Origin of the sequence: Citrobacter sp. RHB21-C05, assembly GCF_013889015.1 — a bacterium.
In the GTDB taxonomy this organism is placed as follows: Bacteria; Pseudomonadota; Gammaproteobacteria; order Enterobacterales; family Enterobacteriaceae; genus Citrobacter_A; species Citrobacter_A sedlakii.
Map to the genome: position 1 here is coordinate 3,549,144 of NZ_CP057611.1, position 18,808 is coordinate 3,567,951.

Consider the following 18,808-nt stretch of genomic DNA (forward strand, 5'->3'; position numbering starts at 1 on the left):
ATTGCTGTGTACGTCAGATTCATTTTATAGCGCTAAGTTCCGGACAAAAGTTTATGGAAAAAGTAAAAATTTATTGTCCGTCTTTACAAAAGTTGCTTTATTGCTCGACCGCCATGAGCCGTCGATATTCATCCCACGCATAGAGGTCTGTCATGCCGCTGATATAATCCTGGATCAGACGGCAACGATAATAATATTCCAGCACCGGATACTCGGGGGAATCTGACGCTAATTTACTGACGGCTTCAATGTACGCCAGTCGATGACGAGTGGAGAGTTTCTGAAATAATCTGGATTCTATCGGAAAGCGTATCAGCCGCTCTTTTTCTACCAGCTCGCTGAAGTCTGCTAATGGAAGACTTAATAAAGGCCGGTAAATGTCTAATAAACCACTGATAACGCGATACCCCTGCAGCTCGAGTTGTTCCACGTCGGGGTGGCTAAACACATGTTTTATGGCGACATTTTTATAGAGCTTAAGCAAACGGCTAACGCTGCTGCCATCTTCCAGTAACGCCTGATTAAAGGTGCCCTCAAAGATCTGCTCAAGATTATCAATAAAACGCTGCGCGGCATAAGGCACCAGCTTATTTAGCGTGTTCACCCGCAAATACATAAAGAATTGATCTTCCGTACTCCGACTCAGCGTATTTGCGCGGGATTTCTCCCACGCATTTTCCACCACCTGCGCAAACAGAGAGCCTTTTTCGTGCTCGCCCCAGGCCTCGTGCAAATGGTGATACAACTGCTCTACGCTGAAAATTCTTTTCTCTACGGCGTCCTCAAGATCGGCCACGCAATAAGAAATATCGTCAGCGGCTTCCATGATCCAGGTTAATGGAAAGCGACTGTAAAGCGCGAGATCAAGTTCCTGACGTAACCTTGCAATATAGGACTCTTCAGAAAGATAGTAGCCCGGTTTTTTCATTAAATAATGATGCGTCGTAGGCGTTTCCCCCCGCCACCATGCCGGACGGGTATATTTTAAAATCCCGCCCACCTGCGCCCAGGTCAGGTTCATGCGCATTAAGGTATGCACCAGACGTATCCCCTGCGCATTGCCTTCGAAATGGCATAAATCCTGGCGGACTTTGCGCCGGATGTCATTCAGGGACTCCTCCCCTTCGCTCAGGCGCAGCGCGGCGACAATACAGCGGTCCTCCGTCAGCGGCTGGCTTTCGGCATCTGCCGGATGCAGACGCTGGCGAAACCAGTCGTTGATTGCCGCTTCGCCAAAATGACCGAACGGCGGATTCCCAATGTCGTGCATCAGGCAGGACATTTCGACAATGCTTTCGAAGGGACCGGTCAGTTCGTCCAGCCCGTAATGCGCCAGCAGTTGCAGTTCCTTAAGACGGCTCAGCACTTCTTTGGCGATATAGCGTCCCACCTGCTGCACTTCCAGCGAATGGGTAAGACGGGTGCGCACCGCCGCGTTGCGCTCCAGCGGAAACACCTGCGTCTTTTGCTGCAAACGGCGGATCGCCGGAGAGTTAATAATGCGCCCACGGTCACTCTCAAAGATGCGCAGGATCTCATGCTCAGTCTTCACCCCCTGAGGTGAGCGGTAACGACGATGCCAGTTTATTTTTTTGCGGAAATCAATCTGAGCCATCTCCTCCCCCATGAACATGCACTTCCCGTTAAGCGCATGATAGACTATGCCTTTAAATCTCACCTGGCGCGAGTAAATCTATGAAAATCGGCATCATTGGTGCAATGGAAGAAGAAGTTACGCTGCTGCGTGACAAAATCGAAAACCGTCAAACGTTCAGCCTGGGCGGTTGTGAAATCTACACCGGTCAGTTAAACGGCACCGACGTTGCGCTGCTGAAATCCGGCATTGGTAAAGTGGCTGCAGCGCTGGGCGCGACGCTGCTTCTTGAACACTGCAAGCCGGACGTGATTATTAATACCGGTTCCGCAGGCGGTCTGGCGCCAACGTTAAAAGTGGGTGATATCGTGGTGTCTGATGAAGCACGCTATCATGACGCCGATGTTACCGCCTTCGGCTATGAATTCGGTCAGCTTCCGGGCTGCCCGGCAGGGTTTAAAGCCGACGAAACGCTGATCGCGGCGGCGGAATCCTGCATTGCGGCGTTAAACCTGAACGCGGTTCGCGGGCTAATTGTCAGCGGCGACGCCTTCATTAACGGCTCCGTGGGGCTGGCGAAAATCCGCCATAACTTCCCGCAGGCGGTTGCTGTTGAAATGGAAGCTACCGCGATCGCGCACGTCTGCCATAACTTTAAAGTTCCGTTTGTGGTGGTTCGCGCTATTTCTGACGTCGCAGACCAGCAGTCGCACCTGAGCTTTGACGAGTTCCTGGCCGTCGCGGCCAAACAGTCCAGCCTGATGGTCGAAACGCTGGTGCAGAAACTGGCGCATGGTTAACGCATTCTTCAGGGCGTTTGTCGCCCTGCTGATTCTGCTGCCGGTGTGGCTGTCAGCCGCACCGCGCGTGATTTCCCTTTCTCCCGCCAATACCGAACTCGCCTTTGCCGCAGGCATCACCCCCGTCGGCGTCAGCAGCTATTCCGACTATCCGCCAGCGGCAAAGAATATTGAACAAGTGTCCACCTGGCAGGGCATGAATCTGGAACGCATTGTGGCGCTGAAACCCGATCTGGTTATCGCCTGGCGCGGCGGCAATGCGGAACGACAGGTTAATCAGCTCACCTCGTTAGGGATCCAGGTGATGTGGGTGGATGCCGTCACCATCGAACAAATTGCCGACACGCTGAAAAAATTAGCCGCCTGGAGCCCGGAGCCGGAAAAAGCGCAACGCGCCGCACAAAGCCTGCTGGACGACTATCATCAACTAAAATCGGCGAACGCGGCGAAAGCCAAAAAACGCGTCTTTCTCCAGTTTGGCATCAATCCGCCGTTTACCAGCGCAAAAGGATCGATTCAAAACCAGGTGCTGGAGCTGTGTGGCGGAGAAAATATCTTTGCCAATAGCCGGGTTCCCTGGCCGCAGGTAAGCCGAGAACAGGTGCTGGCGCGCGCTCCGCAGGCGATCGTGGTGGCAGGCGATGCGGATGAAACCCGCAAAATTCAGCGATACTGGGGCGATCAGCTCACTATTCCGGTTATTCCTTTAACCAGTGACTGGTTTGAACGCGCCAGCCCGCGTATTATCCTCGCCGCAAAACAACTCTGTAGTGCGCTTTCACAGGTGAAGTAAAACCCGTCACAGCACGGCTGGTCTTGAGGATAACGTGATGCTCGTCTATTGGCTGGATATTGTCGGTACCGCGGTATTTGCTATCTCTGGCGTATTGCTGGCTGGAAAATTGCGCATGGACCCGTTCGGCGTACTGGTTCTGGGCGTCGTGACAGCCGTCGGCGGTGGAACGATCCGTGATATGGCGCTGGATAACGGGCCGGTGTTTTGGGTGAAAGATCCGACCGATCTGGTGGTGGCGATGGTCACCAGTATGCTGACGATATTGTTGGTGCGCCAGCCCAGGCGCTTGCCCAAATGGATGCTGCCGGTACTCGACGCCGTCGGTCTGGCGGTATTCGTCGGGATTGGCGTCAATAAAGCGTTTATTGCCGGCACCGGTCCGTTGGTCGCAATCTGTATGGGCGTGATCACCGGCGTCGGCGGCGGGATTATCCGCGACGTGCTGGCGCGTGAAATCCCGATGATTTTGCGGACTGAGATTTACGCCACAGCCTGCATTATTGGCGGAATTGTTCACGCCACCGCGTTTTATACTTTTGCGATCCCGCTGGAAACGGCAAGTATGATGGGGATGATCGTGACATTATTCATTCGCCTGGCGGCGATCCGCTGGCATCTTAAGCTGCCGACGTTTGCATTAGATGAGAATGGGCGTTAAGGCATCGGGGCGAGAAGCGCAGGCCGGATAAAACGTTAGCCGCCATCCGGGACATCGCCCGGCGGCGTTACGCTTACCGGGCCTGTAGAACGGTTAACCGGCGGGACAACCGGCAACTGATCAAATACTGAACGAAGAACCACACCCGCAGGTGCTTTTCGCATTCGGGTTGGTTACGACGAAGCGTGACCCTTCCAGACCTTCAGTGTAATCCACGGAGCCGCCAACCAGATATTGCAGGCTCATCGGATCAACCACCAGACCCACACCCTGTTTCTCGATGGTCATATCACCTTCGTTGACCTGATCGTCAAAGGTAAAACCATACTGGAAGCCGCTGCAACCACCACCGGTAATATACACGCGCAGCTTCAGATTCGGGTTATCTTCGTCAGCGATCAGGCTTTTCACTTTATTGGCTGCTGCTTCAGTAAATTGCAGTGGCAGCGCTACGTCATCACTCATATTTTTGCTCCAAACGACATCGGCAATTGGGCAAATTCTGACCCAATACGAAAATCATTATCTAATACCCTGGTATTTCATTCAAGTATTCTCGCCAGCGGCCGCCGTCTGGCTTTTTGCCGCCTGTTCCGCTTCCTGCTTCGCCAGGGTGCGGGCAAGAATGGTGGAGTATAGCGGTTTTCCGCCGAGGAATTGCGCCAATAGTGTTGCGCCGAGACAGGTAATAATCATTGGCAAAATGAGCTGGTAATTGTCGGTCATTTCCAGCACCAGCACGATGCCGGTCAGCGGCGCGCGTACCGACGCCGCCATCAGCGCCCCCATGCCGGCGATAGCAAAAGTGCCAGCTTCCAGCTGATAGTGCGGAAAGAAGGCCGCCGCCGCCATGCCGAACGCGGTTCCCAGCAGCGTGCCGAGCGCCAGCATCGGGGCGAATATTCCACCCGGCGCGCCGGAGGAGAAACAAAGCAGCGTAGTGATTACCCTGGCGACAAAGATAAACAACAGTAATCCGACGCTAAAATTGCCCGCCGCAGCGATGGGGATCAGATTAAACCCGCCGCCTGCCGCTTCGGGTTCAATCAACCCGAGAATACCGCACAGTCCGCCAATCGCGCCGCCCATCAGCACCCATTTGGTGATATTGCCGCCGTGAAAGCGCTGGAACATATCCTGCGTACGCAGCACCAATCTATTAAACAGCGGCCCCACGCAGCCAAAAATCATACCGAGGATCAGATAGAGCCACAGCGTATTCACCGGCGCGTTAGACAGTTTACCGACCTCGATAATCGGTGCTTCGCCATTGACCACGCGAAAGACAATGCTCGACATAATCACGCCCGTGAACACAGCCTTAATGGAAATCAGGTTATAGCGAAACTGCGGACGCATCTCTTCGATGATAAACAAAATGCCCGCCAGCGGCGCATTAAACGCCGCGGAAAGACCGGCTGCCGCCCCGGTAGCCAGCAGCGTATGGCGAGCTTCGGCGCTGCGCATACGAAAAATATCCAGCACCATCCGGCCAATGTTGCCGCCGATCTGGACCGTTGGCCCTTCGCGCCCCAGCACCATACCGGCCCCCAGCGTCCCCATCCCGCCGATAAATTTCACTGGCAGCACGCGCCACCAGCGCACCGGACGCAGCTCTTCCAGCGCGCCTTCGATCTCCGGGATCCCGGAACCACCGGCTTCCGGCGCGAATTTGCGCACCAGAAAATAGCCCACCATGGCGAGCAGAGCGGAAAGCACAAATGCCAACGGCCAGACGAGAAACGCGTGATCGGCAACGCTGACCAGCGTGCTGATACGCATGTTCTGCACCCAGGTCACCGCTTTTTCGAACGCCACGCCGACCAGGCCGGTCACGGTGCCGACCACCGCCGCCATCAATAAGATCGCCAGTGGCGTTTTGTCCCGCTCAAGCAATCGACGGATTTGATCCCGGCGCCGCAAGCGCACGATTTGCTGTGCTTCAAAAGAGGGAGTTTCTGTCTTCATCAGATGATCATTAATTGGTAATACAAATGCAGAGGCGGCATTGTACTCGCCTCTCGCCGGAAAATCCCCTGCAAATCGTGATGTTTCAAATGCGCAAAACTTTCATAACCTTCTCTGAATAATTAGAATAGCGGGCATTCACTTTTTCTACGAACCAGGAATCCATCCATGAGTAAGTCTGAAAACCTCTATAGCGCGGCGCGTGAGCTCATCCCCGGCGGCGTTAACTCTCCTGTTCGCGCCTTTACTGGCGTGGGTGGCACTCCGCTGTTTATCGAAAAAGCTGACGGCGCGTATTTGTACGATGTCGATGGTAAAGCCTATATCGATTACGTCGGCTCCTGGGGACCGATGGTGCTGGGACACAACCACCCGGCCATCCGTAATGCGGTGATCGAAGCCGCCGGGCGTGGTTTAAGCTTCGGCGCGCCAACCGAAATGGAAGTGAAAATGGCGGCGCTGGTGACGGAACTGGTGCCGACGATGGACATGGTGCGCATGGTAAACTCCGGTACTGAAGCAACCATGAGCGCCATTCGTCTGGCGCGCGGTTTTACCGGGCGCGATAAAATCATTAAATTCGAAGGCTGCTACCACGGCCACGCCGACTGTCTGCTGGTGAAAGCCGGCTCCGGCGCGCTGACGCTGGGTCAGCCAAACTCGCCAGGCGTGCCGGCGGATTTCGCCAAACACACGCTAACCTGCACCTATAACGATCTGGATTCCGTCCGCGCCGCGTTTGAGCAGTTCCCGCAGGAGATCGCCTGCATCATCGTTGAGCCGGTCGCGGGCAACATGAACTGCATCCCGCCGCTGCCGGACTTCCTGCCGGGTCTGCGCGCCCTGTGCGATGAATTTGGCGCATTGCTGATCATTGATGAAGTCATGACCGGCTTCCGCGTCGCGCTGGCGGGCGCGCAGGACTATTACGGCGTAACGCCGGATCTGACCTGTCTGGGCAAAATCATTGGCGGCGGTATGCCAGTGGGCGCCTTCGGCGGCCGTCGCGAAGTGATGGATGCACTGGCGCCAACCGGTCCGGTGTATCAGGCAGGGACGCTGTCCGGAAACCCAATTGCGATGGCGGCAGGGTTTGCCTGTCTGAACGAAGTGGCCCAGCCGGGGGTCCATGATACGCTGGACGAACTGACGACCCGTCTCGCCGAAGGTCTGCTGGCAGCCGCACAGGAAACGGGTATTCCACTGGTCGTAAACCATGTCGGCGGCATGTTCGGCCTATTCTTTACCGATGCGAAAACGGTCACCTGCTATCAGGACGTGATGGCATGCGACGTAGAACGCTTTAAGCGTTTCTTCCACCTGATGCTGGAAGAAGGCGTGTACCTGGCGCCGTCGGCGTTTGAGGCGGGCTTTATGTCGATCGCACACAGCATGGACGACATCAACAACACTCTCGACGCCGCGCGTCGGGTGTTTGCAAAGCTGTAATAACGAGAAGGTTATCCATCGCAGGCCGGGTGAAGCGAAACCGCTACCCGGCCTTTTTATTGTCTGAAGGCGACGCCAGACGTTTTATCTGGCCGACAACGCAGACTGCCGTCTTATCGACTCTGCTTACGCAGCAGATAAATAAAGTATGGCGCGCCAATAAAGGTGGACAGTATTCCGGCCGGGATCTGATACGGGAACATCAGCATTCTGCCGCACCAGTCAGCAAACACCAGCAGTAATCCCCCCGCCAGGGCCGACATCACCATATGCGGCAGGGTGCGGCGAAAGCCCAGCATTCGCGCGATATGCGGCGCCATCAGCCCGACAAAACTTAACGGGCCGATGGTCATCGTCGCCGTGGCCGTCAGGCATGCCGCCAGCAGCAGCAGCGCAATACGCGACGGCGTCAGCGCCATCCCCACCGCCCGCGCGGTATCGCCACCCAAGGGTAAAATCGTCAACCAGCGACGGCACAGCGGCGCGATCGCCAGCAGAATCACCATCACGACGCCAGTTCGCAGCACCTGCTCTTCCGACGCGTTATAGGTTGACCCTGAAATCCAGGTCAGCACTTCCGCCATGCGCGGATCGCCGCTGGCCTGTAGCATCATCAGCAGCATCGTAAACGCCGTGCTGAGCGCCATCCCCGCCAGCAGCATCCGGTGAGGTGAAAAACCCCCGCGTCCGGCGGCAATCATAATGATCAACAGCGTCCCCGCTGCGCCGAGACTCCCGGCGGGCAGCAGCCAGCCAAACGCGTTGCCTGGCACCAGAAACAGCATCAGGACGACGCCAAACGCCGCACCGGAGCTGATCCCAAGCACTTCCGGACTCGCCATTGGGTTACCGGTCAGACGCTGGATAATACACCCCGCCACCGCCAGCATGACGCCGGCGATAAGCGCCGCCAGAATACGCGGCCAGCGCCACGGCATCAGTTCATCCAGCAGCGCCCCGCTCGCCCAACTCCAGCCATGGGCGTCGCGACCCAGCGAAAGCGCCACATACGCGCCAAGCAACAAAATGACCAGGCCCGCCAGCGCGTAACCCGCCACGTGCTGGCGCTCTGCGGCCACGCGATTGCTGACGTTCATATCCGGCGCGCTCATACTGCGTAAACGCGGCAGTAGCCATAGCAGCAGCGGCGCGCCAATCAACGCCGTCACCGAACCGGTAGAGACCTCCATCCACACGCGGCTCAGCCAGATAATCACCTGATCGGAAAGCCAGAGGATCAGCGCGCCGATCAGCGGCGCGAGAATCAGGCGCGGCAGCAGGCGGCGCGCGCCGAGCATTTTCGCCAGCAGCGGCGCAAACAGGCCAATAAAGCCGATGATCCCGACCGCGTTGACCAACAACGCGCTAAGCACTATCGCCAGCGTCAGAGCCGCCAGACGCGCCAGCGACAGCGCCAGGCCCAGATTACGCGCCACGCCGTCATCCAGCCCCATCAGCGTCAGCGGACGCAGCAGCAACAGCGTAAGCATCACGCCACCGAGCAGTTGCGGCCAAAGGCGCTGCACGCCGCTCCAGTCAGTTTGTGTCAACGTACCGGTGCTCCAGAGGAACATGCTTTGCAATTGATCGTGATGGAATAACACTAACAGCTGGTTAATCGCCCCGCAGTAGAGGCTTACCACCAGACCCGCGAGGATCAGCGTGACGGGTGAAAGGCGCTTGCCCCACGCGACGCCAAACACCAGCGCGCCAACGATACACGCCCCGGTGAGCGCGGCAAACTGCGCCGCCATCGCTCCCGGAATCGCCCATAGCGTCGTTACCGTAATCCCCAACTGAGCGCCCGTCGCCACGCCGAGCGTGGTCGGTTCCGCCAGGGGGTTACGCAGCACCTGCTGGAACAACACGCCCACCAGACCCAGTCCGGCCCCCACCAGCAGAGAAATCACCAGCCGCGGCAGCAGGCTGTAGTGAAACATCATCTGTTCGATAACGTTGATATCCGGCGCCCACAACGCCTGCTGCCACTGGCTACGCGGCAGCGCGAGGGAAAGGTTTCCCCAGGTTAAGCCCGCCGCGATAACACACAGCAGAACCAGCAAAAAAGCCGGGAAGAACGCGATACGTTTACTCACGCTTTGCCTCCCAGCGCGTTATCGAGAATGCGTACAAAGTGCATTGTCGATAACGTTGCGCCATAAAACCACACTGCCGGCACGCGCTGGAAGCGCCCTTCGCGTACAAACGGCATCGCCCGCCATAGCGGCGTACGCATCAGCGTAGCCATCTCTTTATTGTTGCCATGATCAAAACAGAGCACATCGGCATCTTTGTACGCGGCAAGGCGATCGATCCCCACCGCCGTGCTGCCCCAGAAGTTGGTTTCCCCCTGCCAGGCGTTGCGGATCCCGTACTCATCCAGCACCTCCTGGAACAAACAGTTCGGACCAAAGACCAGCATATGACGGGCATCGAGCAGGGTAATCAGCAGCAACGGACGCGTGCCTCGTTGAACGAAGCGCGGCTTTTTACTTTCGATAAACCGATCGAATTCACTGAGATGCCGGGCTGCCGCCGCGTCCAGATTCAGCAGTTGCGCCATCTCATTCAGCGACTTACGGGCCACCGCCAGGGGCTTATTGCCGTCGCTAAAGTTAAAACCGCGCCCGGGCGCGATGCGCGCCAGCTTCTCCGGGGACGGACCATAACCTGTCGACCAGAACATGTACGAAGGCTTCATTTCGGTCAGCAGTTCGAGATTAGGTTCGGTACGCAAACCAATATCGATGACCGACGCCGGGAGCGGCGGCTCGTTCACCCATAGCCGGTAGTTAGGAATATCTGCAACGCCATATGGCGTGATACCGAGCGCCAACAGTAGCTCGACCGGCAGCCATTCCAGCGCCACAATGCGATGCGGATCAACAGATGCCGCACGCGCCTGGCTCATCTGCCAGATGAGCGGAGAGAGCGCCATCGCCGTTAATAAACGACGACGCGTTAATTGGTGTAATCCGTTCATTAATAAACAAAACTCACGGGAGCAGCACCGGTCGGATGCGGCAGAATACCCATCGGGATACCGTATATTTGCTCCAGCGTCTCGCTGCGCATCAGTCCGGCAGGTGTGCCCTGGGCTATCATTTCACCGCCGCGTAGCGCAACCAGGTAGTCGCAATAGCGCGCGGCCATGTTGATATCATGCAACACGGCAATGACCGTCAGACCACGCTGCTGGCTTAAGCGGTGCACCAGCGCCAGCACATCCACCTGATGGGCAATATCCAGCGCCGAAGTCGGCTCATCGAGCAGCAGGCAGCGGCTGTCCTGCGCCACCAGCATCGCAATCCACGCGCGCTGACGTTCGCCGCCGGAGAGGCTGTCCACCAGACGATGCGCCAGCGGTTTTAAGCCCACCAGCGTAATGGCTTCCTCCACTTTTTCTCTGTCCGCTACGCCAAAACGCCCCAACGCCCCGTGCCACGGATAACGCCCAATCGCCACCAGTTCGCGGACGGTCATGCCCTCCGCCTGCGGCAACTGCTGTGGCAGATAAGCTACCTTTCGGGCGAAAGCTTTGCTGCTCCAGCTGTCCAACGGCTGATCGTCAAGGAGGATCTCCCCTTCGGACGGCGGCTGATGGCGACCCAGCATTTTCAGCAAGGTGGATTTACCGGAGCCGTTGTGACCGATCAGCCCCGTCACTTTCCCCACCGGGAAGGTTAACGACAGAGGATGCAGAAGCGTGCGCCCGGGAACGCGAAAGGCGACATCACGCAGTGCAAAAGTGGTATCGGGAAGAGGGGTGTGTTCCTGCATAGCGGCCAACTTGTAAAACGGGCACGCAAAGCGTGCCCAAAAGAGAAATTAGAAACGGAAGGTTGCAGTTGCAACGACCTGACGTTCCGCGCCCCAGAAGCAGCCATAAGTATTAAAGCAGCTGGCGACATATTCGCGATCAAACAGGTTGTTCACGTGCAGGGCGACATTCGACCCCGCCATGCCCACGCGTGCCAGGTCGTAACGGACCAGCGCATCCACCAGGGTATAGCTGCCGACTTTAAAGGAGTTCGCCGGATCGCCGTAGCTGGAGCTGGTATAGCGAACGCCAGTGCCCAGCGTCAGGCCGGAGAGCGGGCCGTCAAAGACCGTGTAGTCGCCCCACAGGGAAGCCATGTGTTTTGGCACCTGTGCCGGGGTGTTGCCTTTGTAGCTGGTGTCGGTGGTGTATTCCGCATCGGTATAAGTATAAGAGCCCACCACGTTAACGCTGGCCGACAGCGCTGCTTTCGCTTCAATTTCCACGCCACGCGAGCGAATTTCACCACCGTCAATCGAGAAGGTAGAACCAGGCGTAGGGTCAGCCATCAGGTTGTTGGTTTTGGTCAACTGGTAGACGGCGCCGGTGATAACGATCGGACGATCGTTCGGCACATACTTCACGCCCGCTTCGTACTGCTTACCTTTTGATGGCGCGAAGATATTGCCGCTCGCGCCGGTCAGGGAAGCCGGTTCAAACGACTCGCTGTAGCTGAAGTATGGGGTTACGCCGTTATCAAACAGGTAGTTAACGCCGCCGCGCCAGGTGAACTCTTTGTCCTCACGGGAATCGGTGGTGCCAAAAACACGATTCAGAGAATCCTGTTTCGCCCAGTCATAGCGACCGCCGAGGGTCACCAGCACTTTATCCCACTGCATCTGATCCTGCACATACAGACCGGTTTGTTTCTGCTTATTCAGAATTTGATAGGGACCGGAAGTATTCGGGTCCTTCGAGTTGAAGTCAAAATCACCGCGGTCAAGGTTATAAATATCAGATGGCGCTACGGAACCGGCATAGCCAAACCAGGAGTCGATATCGTTACGCATACGCATAAAATCAACGCCGGTCAGCAGCGTGTGATCGACAGAGCCGGTGGCAAACTGGCTCTGCAGTTGGGTATCCACCGCAAAGTTCTCCAGCTTCTCATTGTCGATAACATACTGACGGGTCAGGGTGTGGCCCCATTGCGACTGAGGAACGCTGGCGCACGGAGTCTTTTTAAGCGCTGCTTCGTCTTTGGTATAGGCAGGGTCCGAGCACATGCCGTAACCGTAGACGCTGTTCTGCTCAACTTTGTTCTGCGCGTAACGCAGGTTCTGACGCACAGTAAAGGTATCGTTGAATTCGTGGTCGAAGCTGTAGCCCACCATCTTCTCGTTACGGGAATAGGTGTTGTTGTTCGCCCCTTCGTTGAAGTCGGTCGGCAGACGCTTACCGTTCGGCAGCGTGGATACCGTCCCCTCTTTCGGCAACCAGCCGTAATAACCGGTTTCCGGCTCGTTCTGGAAATACGAGAGGAAGGTGAAGTTGGTTTTATCATCCGGACGCCAGCTGAATGACGGCGCGATGGCGTAACGTTGTTCTTCCGCGCCCTGCTGTTGGGCATTCGCCGAGCGCGCCAGACCGGTTAAACGGTAAGAGTAAACGCCGTCATCATCCAGCGCGTCGCTGAAGTCGAAGCCGGTCTGGAACAGGCTGTCGGTGCCCATTTTAAACTGCACTTCTTTCAGCGGTTCGGTGGTGGGACGCTTACTGACCATATTCAGCAGGCCGCCCGGGTTGCTCTTACCGTACAGGACGGAAACAGGACCGCGCATTACTTCTGCGCGTTCCAGCATGTAAGGGTCGATCACCGCGTCGTTATAGAAGTTACCCTGCATCTTCAGACCGTTCAGATAGTTATTCTGGCTTTGGCCGTCAGCAGCGAAACCGCGGATGATCAGATAATCATAGGTATTGGACGCGCCGCGAGTGCCGACAGCAACGCCTGGCGTATAGCTCAGCGCCTCTTTCACTGATTTAGGCTGATGCAGCGCCATCTCTTCCGCAGTGACCACTGAAATGGACTGCGGTACTTTCTGGATCGGGGTATCGGTTTTGGTCGCCGTGGCAGACTGTCGCGCCGCGATGGTCGCCGCCGGACCCCAGGCGCTTTCCTGCGGAGCAGGCGCAGCAGTTACGGTAATGGTTTCTTCTTTCGGTTGAACCGCCGCCTGTGCATAGACAGACATGCCGCTAACCGCTGTGGCTACTACAACTGCGATTTTACGCAGAGAGTATGTTGGCTGAGCAGTTTTATAACGCGCCATTGGTATATCTCTGATGGAAAGTGAATGATAACGTAAACGAGAATTATTATTATGACGGCAGAATAATATTCGAAACGCTGGCGAGATAGCAAGCAATACGCGTCCCTGGCAAAACTAAGGGGTTAAGAATTATCCAGATGAAAAGAAAGGGTTAAAACAAGCGCCCTGAGGTTAACAAAATGCTCAGGGCTCAGAGAGAACAAAAACCGAGGTTTACCGATAATAAACTTCAAAGGTCGCTACAGCATCGACCTGTCCACCCTTTATCGTACCGGTTTTGATATATCGGGCTTTAAGCGGAATGGTCACTGACTGGTCCTGAACCGTGTTACCTGTTGCGGTGTAGTCCCGATCAAACTGAAGCACCGTATCATTGTTGTCAAGAATCTGGATGCCAATGCCCTCAGCCGCATTTTCGCCTGTCGCAATAGAAAGCACATCCCCATCCTGCACGCCCGTTGAGCCTGAGGTTGTGAAGCGATAATCAACCTTAATGCCCGCATCACACCGCTCGAGCTGAATTTTAAAACTGTCGTCAGAAACCACCTTCGAGACATTGTTCGTGAAGTCGTGCGCCGTGATCGTGGCTAACGGTACCGTGATATTGTTTTCCATCAGTTGGCAAGTATTGGATTTAATATCGATTGTGGTTGAATTAAAGCGTAACTGACCGATGACTTTATCGTCGTATTTCCAGTCCGCGATCAGTTTACTGGTGTCAAGCACACCCGATGAAACAGGTCCGGTAACCACGAGCTGAACGGCAGCATGGAGGGTGATGGGATAGGCAGCATCTATTTTTTTTACTGTGTCGGTTCCTATGTGCCAGGGAGTGATCAGGTTTTCAGGGCCTAACGTTTCATTTGCGAAATTAGCCCACGCAGCGCGGAAACCAATCCCTGGAATGCCCGTTGCGTAAACCCCCTCGAGGGAACTTGTTGTAACCAGATCGGCGTCACTAAGTCCGCCGGTATATCCTTGATGAATATTACCGTTAGCATCGCAGGCAACCGTTATTTGCGCACTGGTCAGTTCCTCCGAATAAAGAATTTGACCGACAACGGCATCTTTACTGACGACCAGTGGCGGCAAGGTAAAGGTAACCTGCGCTGCATCAGGTCCCCCTTTAGTAATGACACAGCTTGCCGTGGCGTAAAAACTCAGGCCATTGCCAGTAAGCACCAGTAGTGCAATGACAAGACCCCGTAAAATCCTCTCGCGTATTCTGTTCATCTTTTTTACCTGCTCTGTAGGCATGCGACGGACGCCGTATAGATTCTGGCCTCCAGGGTTTCCGGCACAGTGACGCTTCCTTCACATTGCGTATCCGGCGTTTTTCCCCACTGAACGGTAAACCGCTGTGTCCCGTTTAAGCCCGTGACGTACGCTTCGCCGTCGTCACCGACAAGGGCTGTCGTCCCCTCCAGACTCAGCACCGCGCCGAAAGGCACTTTCCCCTGACCCAGGTTGAGCGTGAGCAGCGCGCGTTTTCCTTTACGCGCAGTGAAATCCGCCGCCACCGCTGCGCCTTTTGTCGGCGTGACATCAACCGAAGCATCCTGAATATCAATGTCATCGTGGCCAAGCGTGTTTACCGTTACGGTATTTCGTCGATAGTTGGTCAGCGTAGGGACAATCGCATTTCCCCAAAAATCGGTATAGATCCCCTGAGAATTCTGCACTTTCACATTGTCGCCATGATCTATATGAACGACTGCAAACGCATCCTGCAGCGACTGTCCGAGCGTGATGCCATGAGGATGGGCCACCACGGAGCCTTGTACGCCATAGCTCCACTGTTTCGTCTCTTTTTGATAGCTATAGCTGGTGTTGAACTCGCCATAGGAGGCGCGATAGCGAGAGGATAAATAGGCGCCATAACCTTTATCATGGTTAGCATAGGTTTGCTGCACGTTATAACTTAAGTTATTGTCTTGTAATAAGGTTCCACTGACGCCCACCTGATGGGAGGTTTCTCCGTGCCGGGTGCTGCTCAGATTGTATGTCGCCCAGGAATTAGCCATCCAGCGCGACAACGGAACGGTAAAGCTCACTGACACTTGCTGATCGTTATCCGATGAGGGCGTCTTCGTCAGGCTGTAGTTCAGTGACCAATTGATCCCCTCCCAACTGCTGCTGTAGCCCATACTGATGCTACGTTCATGCCCGTCCATGTCCCAGTAGTCTTGCTGGTAAGCATTGGCGTAAATCGATCCCCAATCATTGAGCGACTGCGAGAGATTTAACTGCAAGCGGCTACGGCGATTATTGGTACTGCGATAGCTGTAAATATCATCTTCATCGTAGTCATCGTTACGCTGATCAAGCGCTTCCTGAAACGTGTAAAAACCCGATGTGGAATAGCGATAGCTGGCCAGGGTTAACGTGGTGTCGGTTACGGGAAAATCTTTGGCGTACTGGGCGCGCCAGGACTGCCCTTTCGCGTCATTGCGATCGTGATTAAACGCGGTTTTCGCCGTAGTAAAATCGAGAGAGAAGGAGCCGTACCCCTGGAGATCGGCGCCGACACCAAGCAGAGCCGCATGGTACATCGACGCGCCAAGTCCTCCACCGTAAACGGTGATGCCATACGGTAACCCGTAGATCAGCGTTGCCTGACCAAAACCGGGCTCTTCACCGTTATCGACATCACGGTACTTCCCGGCGGCAACGCTGTATTTCACCGCGCCGTCTCGTAACATAACGGGAACCGACGAACTCACCTGGATGAAACTGCGTTCCGTACCATCCGATTCCTGTACAGTCACCTCCAGGTCCGCGCCAGCCGTCACTTGCGAAAGGTCGTGAATTTCAAACGGTCCGGGGGAGACATTGGTCTGATAAATGGTGTACCCGTTTTGCTTAACCGTCACTTTTGCGTCGCTATTCGCAATGCCGCGAACCACCGGGGCAAATCCTTGCAAACTGCCTGGCAGCATACTTGTGTCCGTTTCCAGCTTCACGCCAGTCATCTGTACGCTGTCAAACAGCTCGCCATTTGTATACGTTTGCCCTACCTCAAGCTGGCTTCTTAGCCACTTGATATCGCGTTCCAGCGTAGTGCTAAGCGACTGCCATCCCTCTTCGTCACCCCAGTTACTGCTGTTCCGCAAGCGCCATGCGCCAAGATTGATACCCGAGTTCAAACTTGCCCAGTTAGAGATATTGGTCGTGCTATTTGAATGCTGACGAGAGCCGGAAAAATAATAGCTCGTCCACACAGCGGGCATTCCGTCATCCCAGGTTCTCGGGTTGCTGTCCCCTGCCAGGAGAAGATCCCGGTAAATTTGCGGAATGCGCAACTGCAGCACATGTGTATCCTGATTAAAGTCATAACTCGCGTCAGGAATATATTGACTGATATCATCGACAAGCGCGTCATCGTCCAGGTGATTAAAGCTGGAAAGCGTGTCTACCTTGACGCCCAATTCCCGGAGTTCACCTTTGGTCAACTCCGGAAGCAGTTTCTTTTTATCTTTGGAAAGCGTGTAATTAAGATTGCGAGCGTCGAGGCGCTGTTGGTCCCACACTATCGTTGTCAAATATTGGCCTGGCGATAAACCATTATTTTTCAGATAGGCTTCCAGCGCGCCTGTATTCTCGAGCGGCGTATCCGTTTCAAGCACGCTGAGATTAAAATAATCTTCTGCAATAACAGGGAAATTTAACGCCAGTATCGATAATGTGCATGTATTTAACGTAAATGCACGAAGTTTGCGATATATAGCCATTATGACGCTCTCTAAATACAAGGTTCCCGAAAAAAATCATAAAGGCCGCTTTTGCACTTCCGTTTCAGATCCAAAGTCGTTCATTGCAGACCACGCAACGTCCCCTTTTGCGCCCGCAGGTATCTCGAAAGATTGCTCGCTAAAGGGGGCCAACATCATGCTGAGCGCACTTGGCATATTTGAATTTCCTACCGGTTTAGCGTCACGCCCACCCACGGTTAGCTGTCCGAAAGTGATGAAAAAGGGAGAAGGATTTTTAACAGCCATACGATTACCGGTTCGCTTAAACTCTAAGGATTTCCAGGCATCTCTTGCATCGCTATCGCTTAACCCCGCAGGGCGATAAAAAAGCTTCAGTTTCGTCTTTATGGCAAATTGCAGCATATTTTTATCGCGCATATTTTCCGGGATCGCAGAAACAGACTTCACATTTGTCATAAAAATGGACTCGCGATCCTGAGGCAGCGCGTTTTCATGTCCCGTATAAACAATATGCAGTAGGGTTTGTCGGTTTTCATCAATCTTATAAATGGGGGGCGTAATAACAAAGGGCGCTTTGCTATCGTCGAGGTTGCTCACCCAACTTTGTACGAGATAACGTTTATCGGTATCTTTATTTTTTAACGCTATCTGGACTTCCGCCTGCTTAGCCGGGTAGACGATGCGCGTTCCGCCCAACACGATACCTGCCATTGCGGAATGCGATAACATGAAGAAAATAAAAGCGTATATATAGCGAAAGTTATTCATACTCTTTTTCAGTCCGTTGAAAAAACTGGCCCGCCCCGGGCCAGCAAAAATATCCTTAACGATAGAGCAAGGTATAGGTTGTTTCAGCAGAGTAATCACCCACCGTTGGCGCTGTGCTTCCTACCTGAATGACTTCAGCGGTATAGTTAAAAGCAACGTTCGCGCTATTGGCCTTATCCAGTGATGAGTCGGGTTCTGAACCATCAAATTTCACATAACTACTGCTTCCCTCAGGCAACAAGCGAACCCCTAAGTTTTTAGCTTTACCAGTAGTTGTTAATACTTCATCGGAATAACCGTCGATGCGGGTGCCTTCGAATTTAACGTTCAGTTTGCTGATAGAAGCATCACATTCCGTCAGGGCGATTTCGACTTTTTGCGTGTCGCCCACCTTTTTATCGGCGCCAAAAGCAGTCGCGGACAAATCATTAAATGTCACCGTTCCGTTAGTTGCCGTCCCGTTGATATTAACGACACAACTATCATTAAGGATTTTGCCGCTAAACGTTATCGTTCCTGTATCAACAGCCATGGCTGGTGCAGAGAGCGCCGCGGTTAAACTGATTGCCAGCAGTGATAACACTGATTTTTTGCACATATAGCATTCCTTACTTATGCTCAATAATTGATAAAATGAATAAATACTGGAGAAAATAACAGATAAGGCGGACGTTACGGAGAACTCCATTACGCCTTCAATATTTACATTTACAGTTTCAATATTGAAAACAGCACATATCCTTTGCCTGAAAACCTCTCCTAAAAATATTATTATATTAAACTGCGGGAATGAACACCCTACGGAATGAGGAAAACGACAAGATTATACGCAAATGCCTGTATTATTTAGGAAATAAAAAACCTGATTTTTATTTAAAATGAAATTAAGTTAAATTAAAATTCATGAAATAAATATAACTAATATTATATTTGACATTATCTAACCATTGACGCCGTTTGCTTTTATAA

Annotated in this window: 15 protein-coding genes; 4 read left to right on the forward strand and 11 right to left on the reverse strand. The window is 54.2% G+C overall.

The window, feature by feature from the left end; genetic code table 11:
- Positions 1–97: 97 nt before the first annotated feature.
- Positions 98–1,615: a dGTPase gene (dgt, locus tag HVX72_RS16980; protein ID WP_060570030.1), complete on the reverse strand. Its 1,518-nt coding sequence runs from the start codon at positions 1,613–1,615 to the stop codon at positions 98–100.
- Between the two features lie 80 nt (positions 1,616–1,695).
- Here dgt and mtnN point away from each other — a divergent pair, with 80 nt between their 5' ends.
- From mtnN to HVX72_RS16995, 3 genes are read left to right on the forward strand one after another with little or no spacing between them, the layout of a single operon-like run.
- A complete protein-coding gene (gene mtnN / locus HVX72_RS16985; protein WP_042289900.1) occupies positions 1,696–2,394 on the forward strand; it encodes a 5'-methylthioadenosine/S-adenosylhomocysteine nucleosidase in 699 nt (232 codons plus the stop codon).
- The gene (gene btuF, locus HVX72_RS16990) at positions 2,387–3,187 is read left to right on the forward strand and encodes a vitamin B12 ABC transporter substrate-binding protein BtuF (protein WP_181821941.1); all 801 of its coding nucleotides are present in this window, start codon (positions 2,387–2,389) and stop codon (positions 3,185–3,187) included. Before mtnN ends, btuF begins: the two co-directional genes overlap by 8 nt.
- A 37-nt stretch (positions 3,188–3,224) precedes the next feature.
- Positions 3,225–3,848: a TRIC cation channel family protein gene (locus HVX72_RS16995; protein WP_042289905.1), complete on the forward strand. Its 624-nt coding sequence runs from the start codon at positions 3,225–3,227 to the stop codon at positions 3,846–3,848.
- Positions 3,849–3,968: 120 nt separating this feature from the next.
- On the opposite strand, the gene erpA is transcribed toward HVX72_RS16995, so the two are convergent.
- Together erpA and clcA are read right to left on the reverse strand one after the other, a co-directional pair.
- Positions 3,969–4,313 (reverse strand): iron-sulfur cluster insertion protein ErpA, encoded by a 345-nt coding sequence (erpA, locus tag HVX72_RS17000; RefSeq protein ID WP_012904541.1) that lies wholly within the window; start codon positions 4,311–4,313, stop codon positions 3,969–3,971.
- Positions 4,314–4,394: 81 nt separating this feature from the next.
- Positions 4,395–5,816 carry a H(+)/Cl(-) exchange transporter ClcA gene (clcA, locus tag HVX72_RS17005; protein ID WP_042289908.1) on the reverse strand — a complete coding sequence of 474 codons (1,422 nt, stop codon included), beginning with the start codon at positions 5,814–5,816 and terminating at the stop codon, positions 4,395–4,397.
- Between the two features lie 168 nt (positions 5,817–5,984).
- On the opposite strand from clcA, the gene hemL reads away from it, so the two are divergent.
- Positions 5,985–7,265 (forward strand): glutamate-1-semialdehyde 2,1-aminomutase, encoded by a 1,281-nt coding sequence (hemL, locus tag HVX72_RS17010; protein WP_181821942.1) that lies wholly within the window; start codon positions 5,985–5,987, stop codon positions 7,263–7,265.
- Between the two features lie 113 nt (positions 7,266–7,378).
- Here hemL and fhuB read toward each other — a convergent pair whose 3' ends face one another.
- The 8 genes from fhuB to HVX72_RS17050 all read right to left on the reverse strand — a co-directional run bounded on the left by fhuB (position 7,379) and on the right by HVX72_RS17050 (position 18,437).
- Positions 7,379–9,361: a Fe(3+)-hydroxamate ABC transporter permease FhuB gene (gene fhuB / locus HVX72_RS17015; RefSeq protein WP_181821943.1), complete on the reverse strand. Its 1,983-nt coding sequence runs from the start codon at positions 9,359–9,361 to the stop codon at positions 7,379–7,381.
- Positions 9,358–10,248, reverse strand: coding sequence for a Fe(3+)-hydroxamate ABC transporter substrate-binding protein FhuD (gene fhuD, locus HVX72_RS17020; protein ID WP_042289916.1), 891 nt, complete (start codon positions 10,246–10,248; stop codon positions 9,358–9,360). The genes fhuB and fhuD overlap by 4 nt, the downstream gene beginning before the upstream one ends.
- Positions 10,248–11,045 (reverse strand): Fe3+-hydroxamate ABC transporter ATP-binding protein FhuC, encoded by a 798-nt coding sequence (fhuC, locus tag HVX72_RS17025; protein ID WP_042289917.1) that lies wholly within the window; start codon positions 11,043–11,045, stop codon positions 10,248–10,250. Before fhuC ends, fhuD begins: the two co-directional genes overlap by 1 nt.
- Positions 11,046–11,093: 48 nt before the next feature.
- Complete coding sequence (gene fhuA / locus HVX72_RS17030) at positions 11,094–13,358, reverse strand: ferrichrome porin FhuA (RefSeq protein WP_181821944.1); 2,265 nt, start codon at positions 13,356–13,358, stop codon at positions 11,094–11,096.
- A gap of 213 nt (positions 13,359–13,571) precedes the next feature.
- Positions 13,572–14,591 (reverse strand): fimbrial protein, encoded by a 1,020-nt coding sequence (locus HVX72_RS17035; RefSeq protein WP_181821945.1) that lies wholly within the window; start codon positions 14,589–14,591, stop codon positions 13,572–13,574.
- 5 nt (positions 14,592–14,596) lie between these two features.
- Positions 14,597–17,089, reverse strand: a complete 2,493-nt coding sequence (locus HVX72_RS17040; protein ID WP_181821946.1) for a fimbria/pilus outer membrane usher protein — start codon at positions 17,087–17,089, stop codon at positions 14,597–14,599.
- 36 nt (positions 17,090–17,125) lie between these two features.
- Entirely contained in the window at positions 17,126–17,839 is a 714-nt protein-coding gene (locus HVX72_RS17045; RefSeq protein WP_181821947.1) for a molecular chaperone, read from the reverse strand.
- Between the two features lie 55 nt (positions 17,840–17,894).
- The gene (locus tag HVX72_RS17050; protein WP_181821948.1) at positions 17,895–18,437 is read right to left on the reverse strand and encodes a fimbrial protein; all 543 of its coding nucleotides are present in this window, start codon (positions 18,435–18,437) and stop codon (positions 17,895–17,897) included.
- Positions 18,438–18,808: the final 371 nt, after the last annotated feature.

Excerpts from the sequence above, each read along its gene's own strand:
- dgt (WP_060570030.1), bottom strand. The coding sequence starts at position 1,615 with ATGGCTCAGATTGATTTCCGCAAAAAAATAAACTGGCATCGTCGTTAC.
- mtnN (WP_042289900.1), top strand. The coding sequence starts at position 1,696 with ATGAAAATCGGCATCATTGGTGCAATGGAAGAAGAAGTTACGCTGCTG.
- btuF (WP_181821941.1), top strand. The coding sequence starts at position 2,387 with ATGGTTAACGCATTCTTCAGGGCGTTTGTCGCCCTGCTGATTCTGCTG.
- HVX72_RS16995 (WP_042289905.1), top strand. The coding sequence starts at position 3,225 with ATGCTCGTCTATTGGCTGGATATTGTCGGTACCGCGGTATTTGCTATC.
- erpA (WP_012904541.1), bottom strand. The coding sequence starts at position 4,313 with ATGAGTGATGACGTAGCGCTGCCACTGCAATTTACTGAAGCAGCAGCC.
- clcA (WP_042289908.1), bottom strand. The coding sequence starts at position 5,816 with ATGAAGACAGAAACTCCCTCTTTTGAAGCACAGCAAATCGTGCGCTTG.
- hemL (WP_181821942.1), top strand. The coding sequence starts at position 5,985 with ATGAGTAAGTCTGAAAACCTCTATAGCGCGGCGCGTGAGCTCATCCCC.
- fhuD (WP_042289916.1), bottom strand. The coding sequence starts at position 10,248 with ATGAACGGATTACACCAATTAACGCGTCGTCGTTTATTAACGGCGATG.
- fhuC (WP_042289917.1), bottom strand. The coding sequence starts at position 11,045 with ATGCAGGAACACACCCCTCTTCCCGATACCACTTTTGCACTGCGTGAT.
- fhuA (WP_181821944.1), bottom strand. The coding sequence starts at position 13,358 with ATGGCGCGTTATAAAACTGCTCAGCCAACATACTCTCTGCGTAAAATC.
- HVX72_RS17035 (WP_181821945.1), bottom strand. The coding sequence starts at position 14,591 with ATGAACAGAATACGCGAGAGGATTTTACGGGGTCTTGTCATTGCACTA.
- HVX72_RS17040 (WP_181821946.1), bottom strand. The coding sequence starts at position 17,089 with ATGGCTATATATCGCAAACTTCGTGCATTTACGTTAAATACATGCACA.
- HVX72_RS17045 (WP_181821947.1), bottom strand. The coding sequence starts at position 17,839 with ATGAATAACTTTCGCTATATATACGCTTTTATTTTCTTCATGTTATCG.
- HVX72_RS17050 (WP_181821948.1), bottom strand. The coding sequence starts at position 18,437 with ATGTGCAAAAAATCAGTGTTATCACTGCTGGCAATCAGTTTAACCGCG.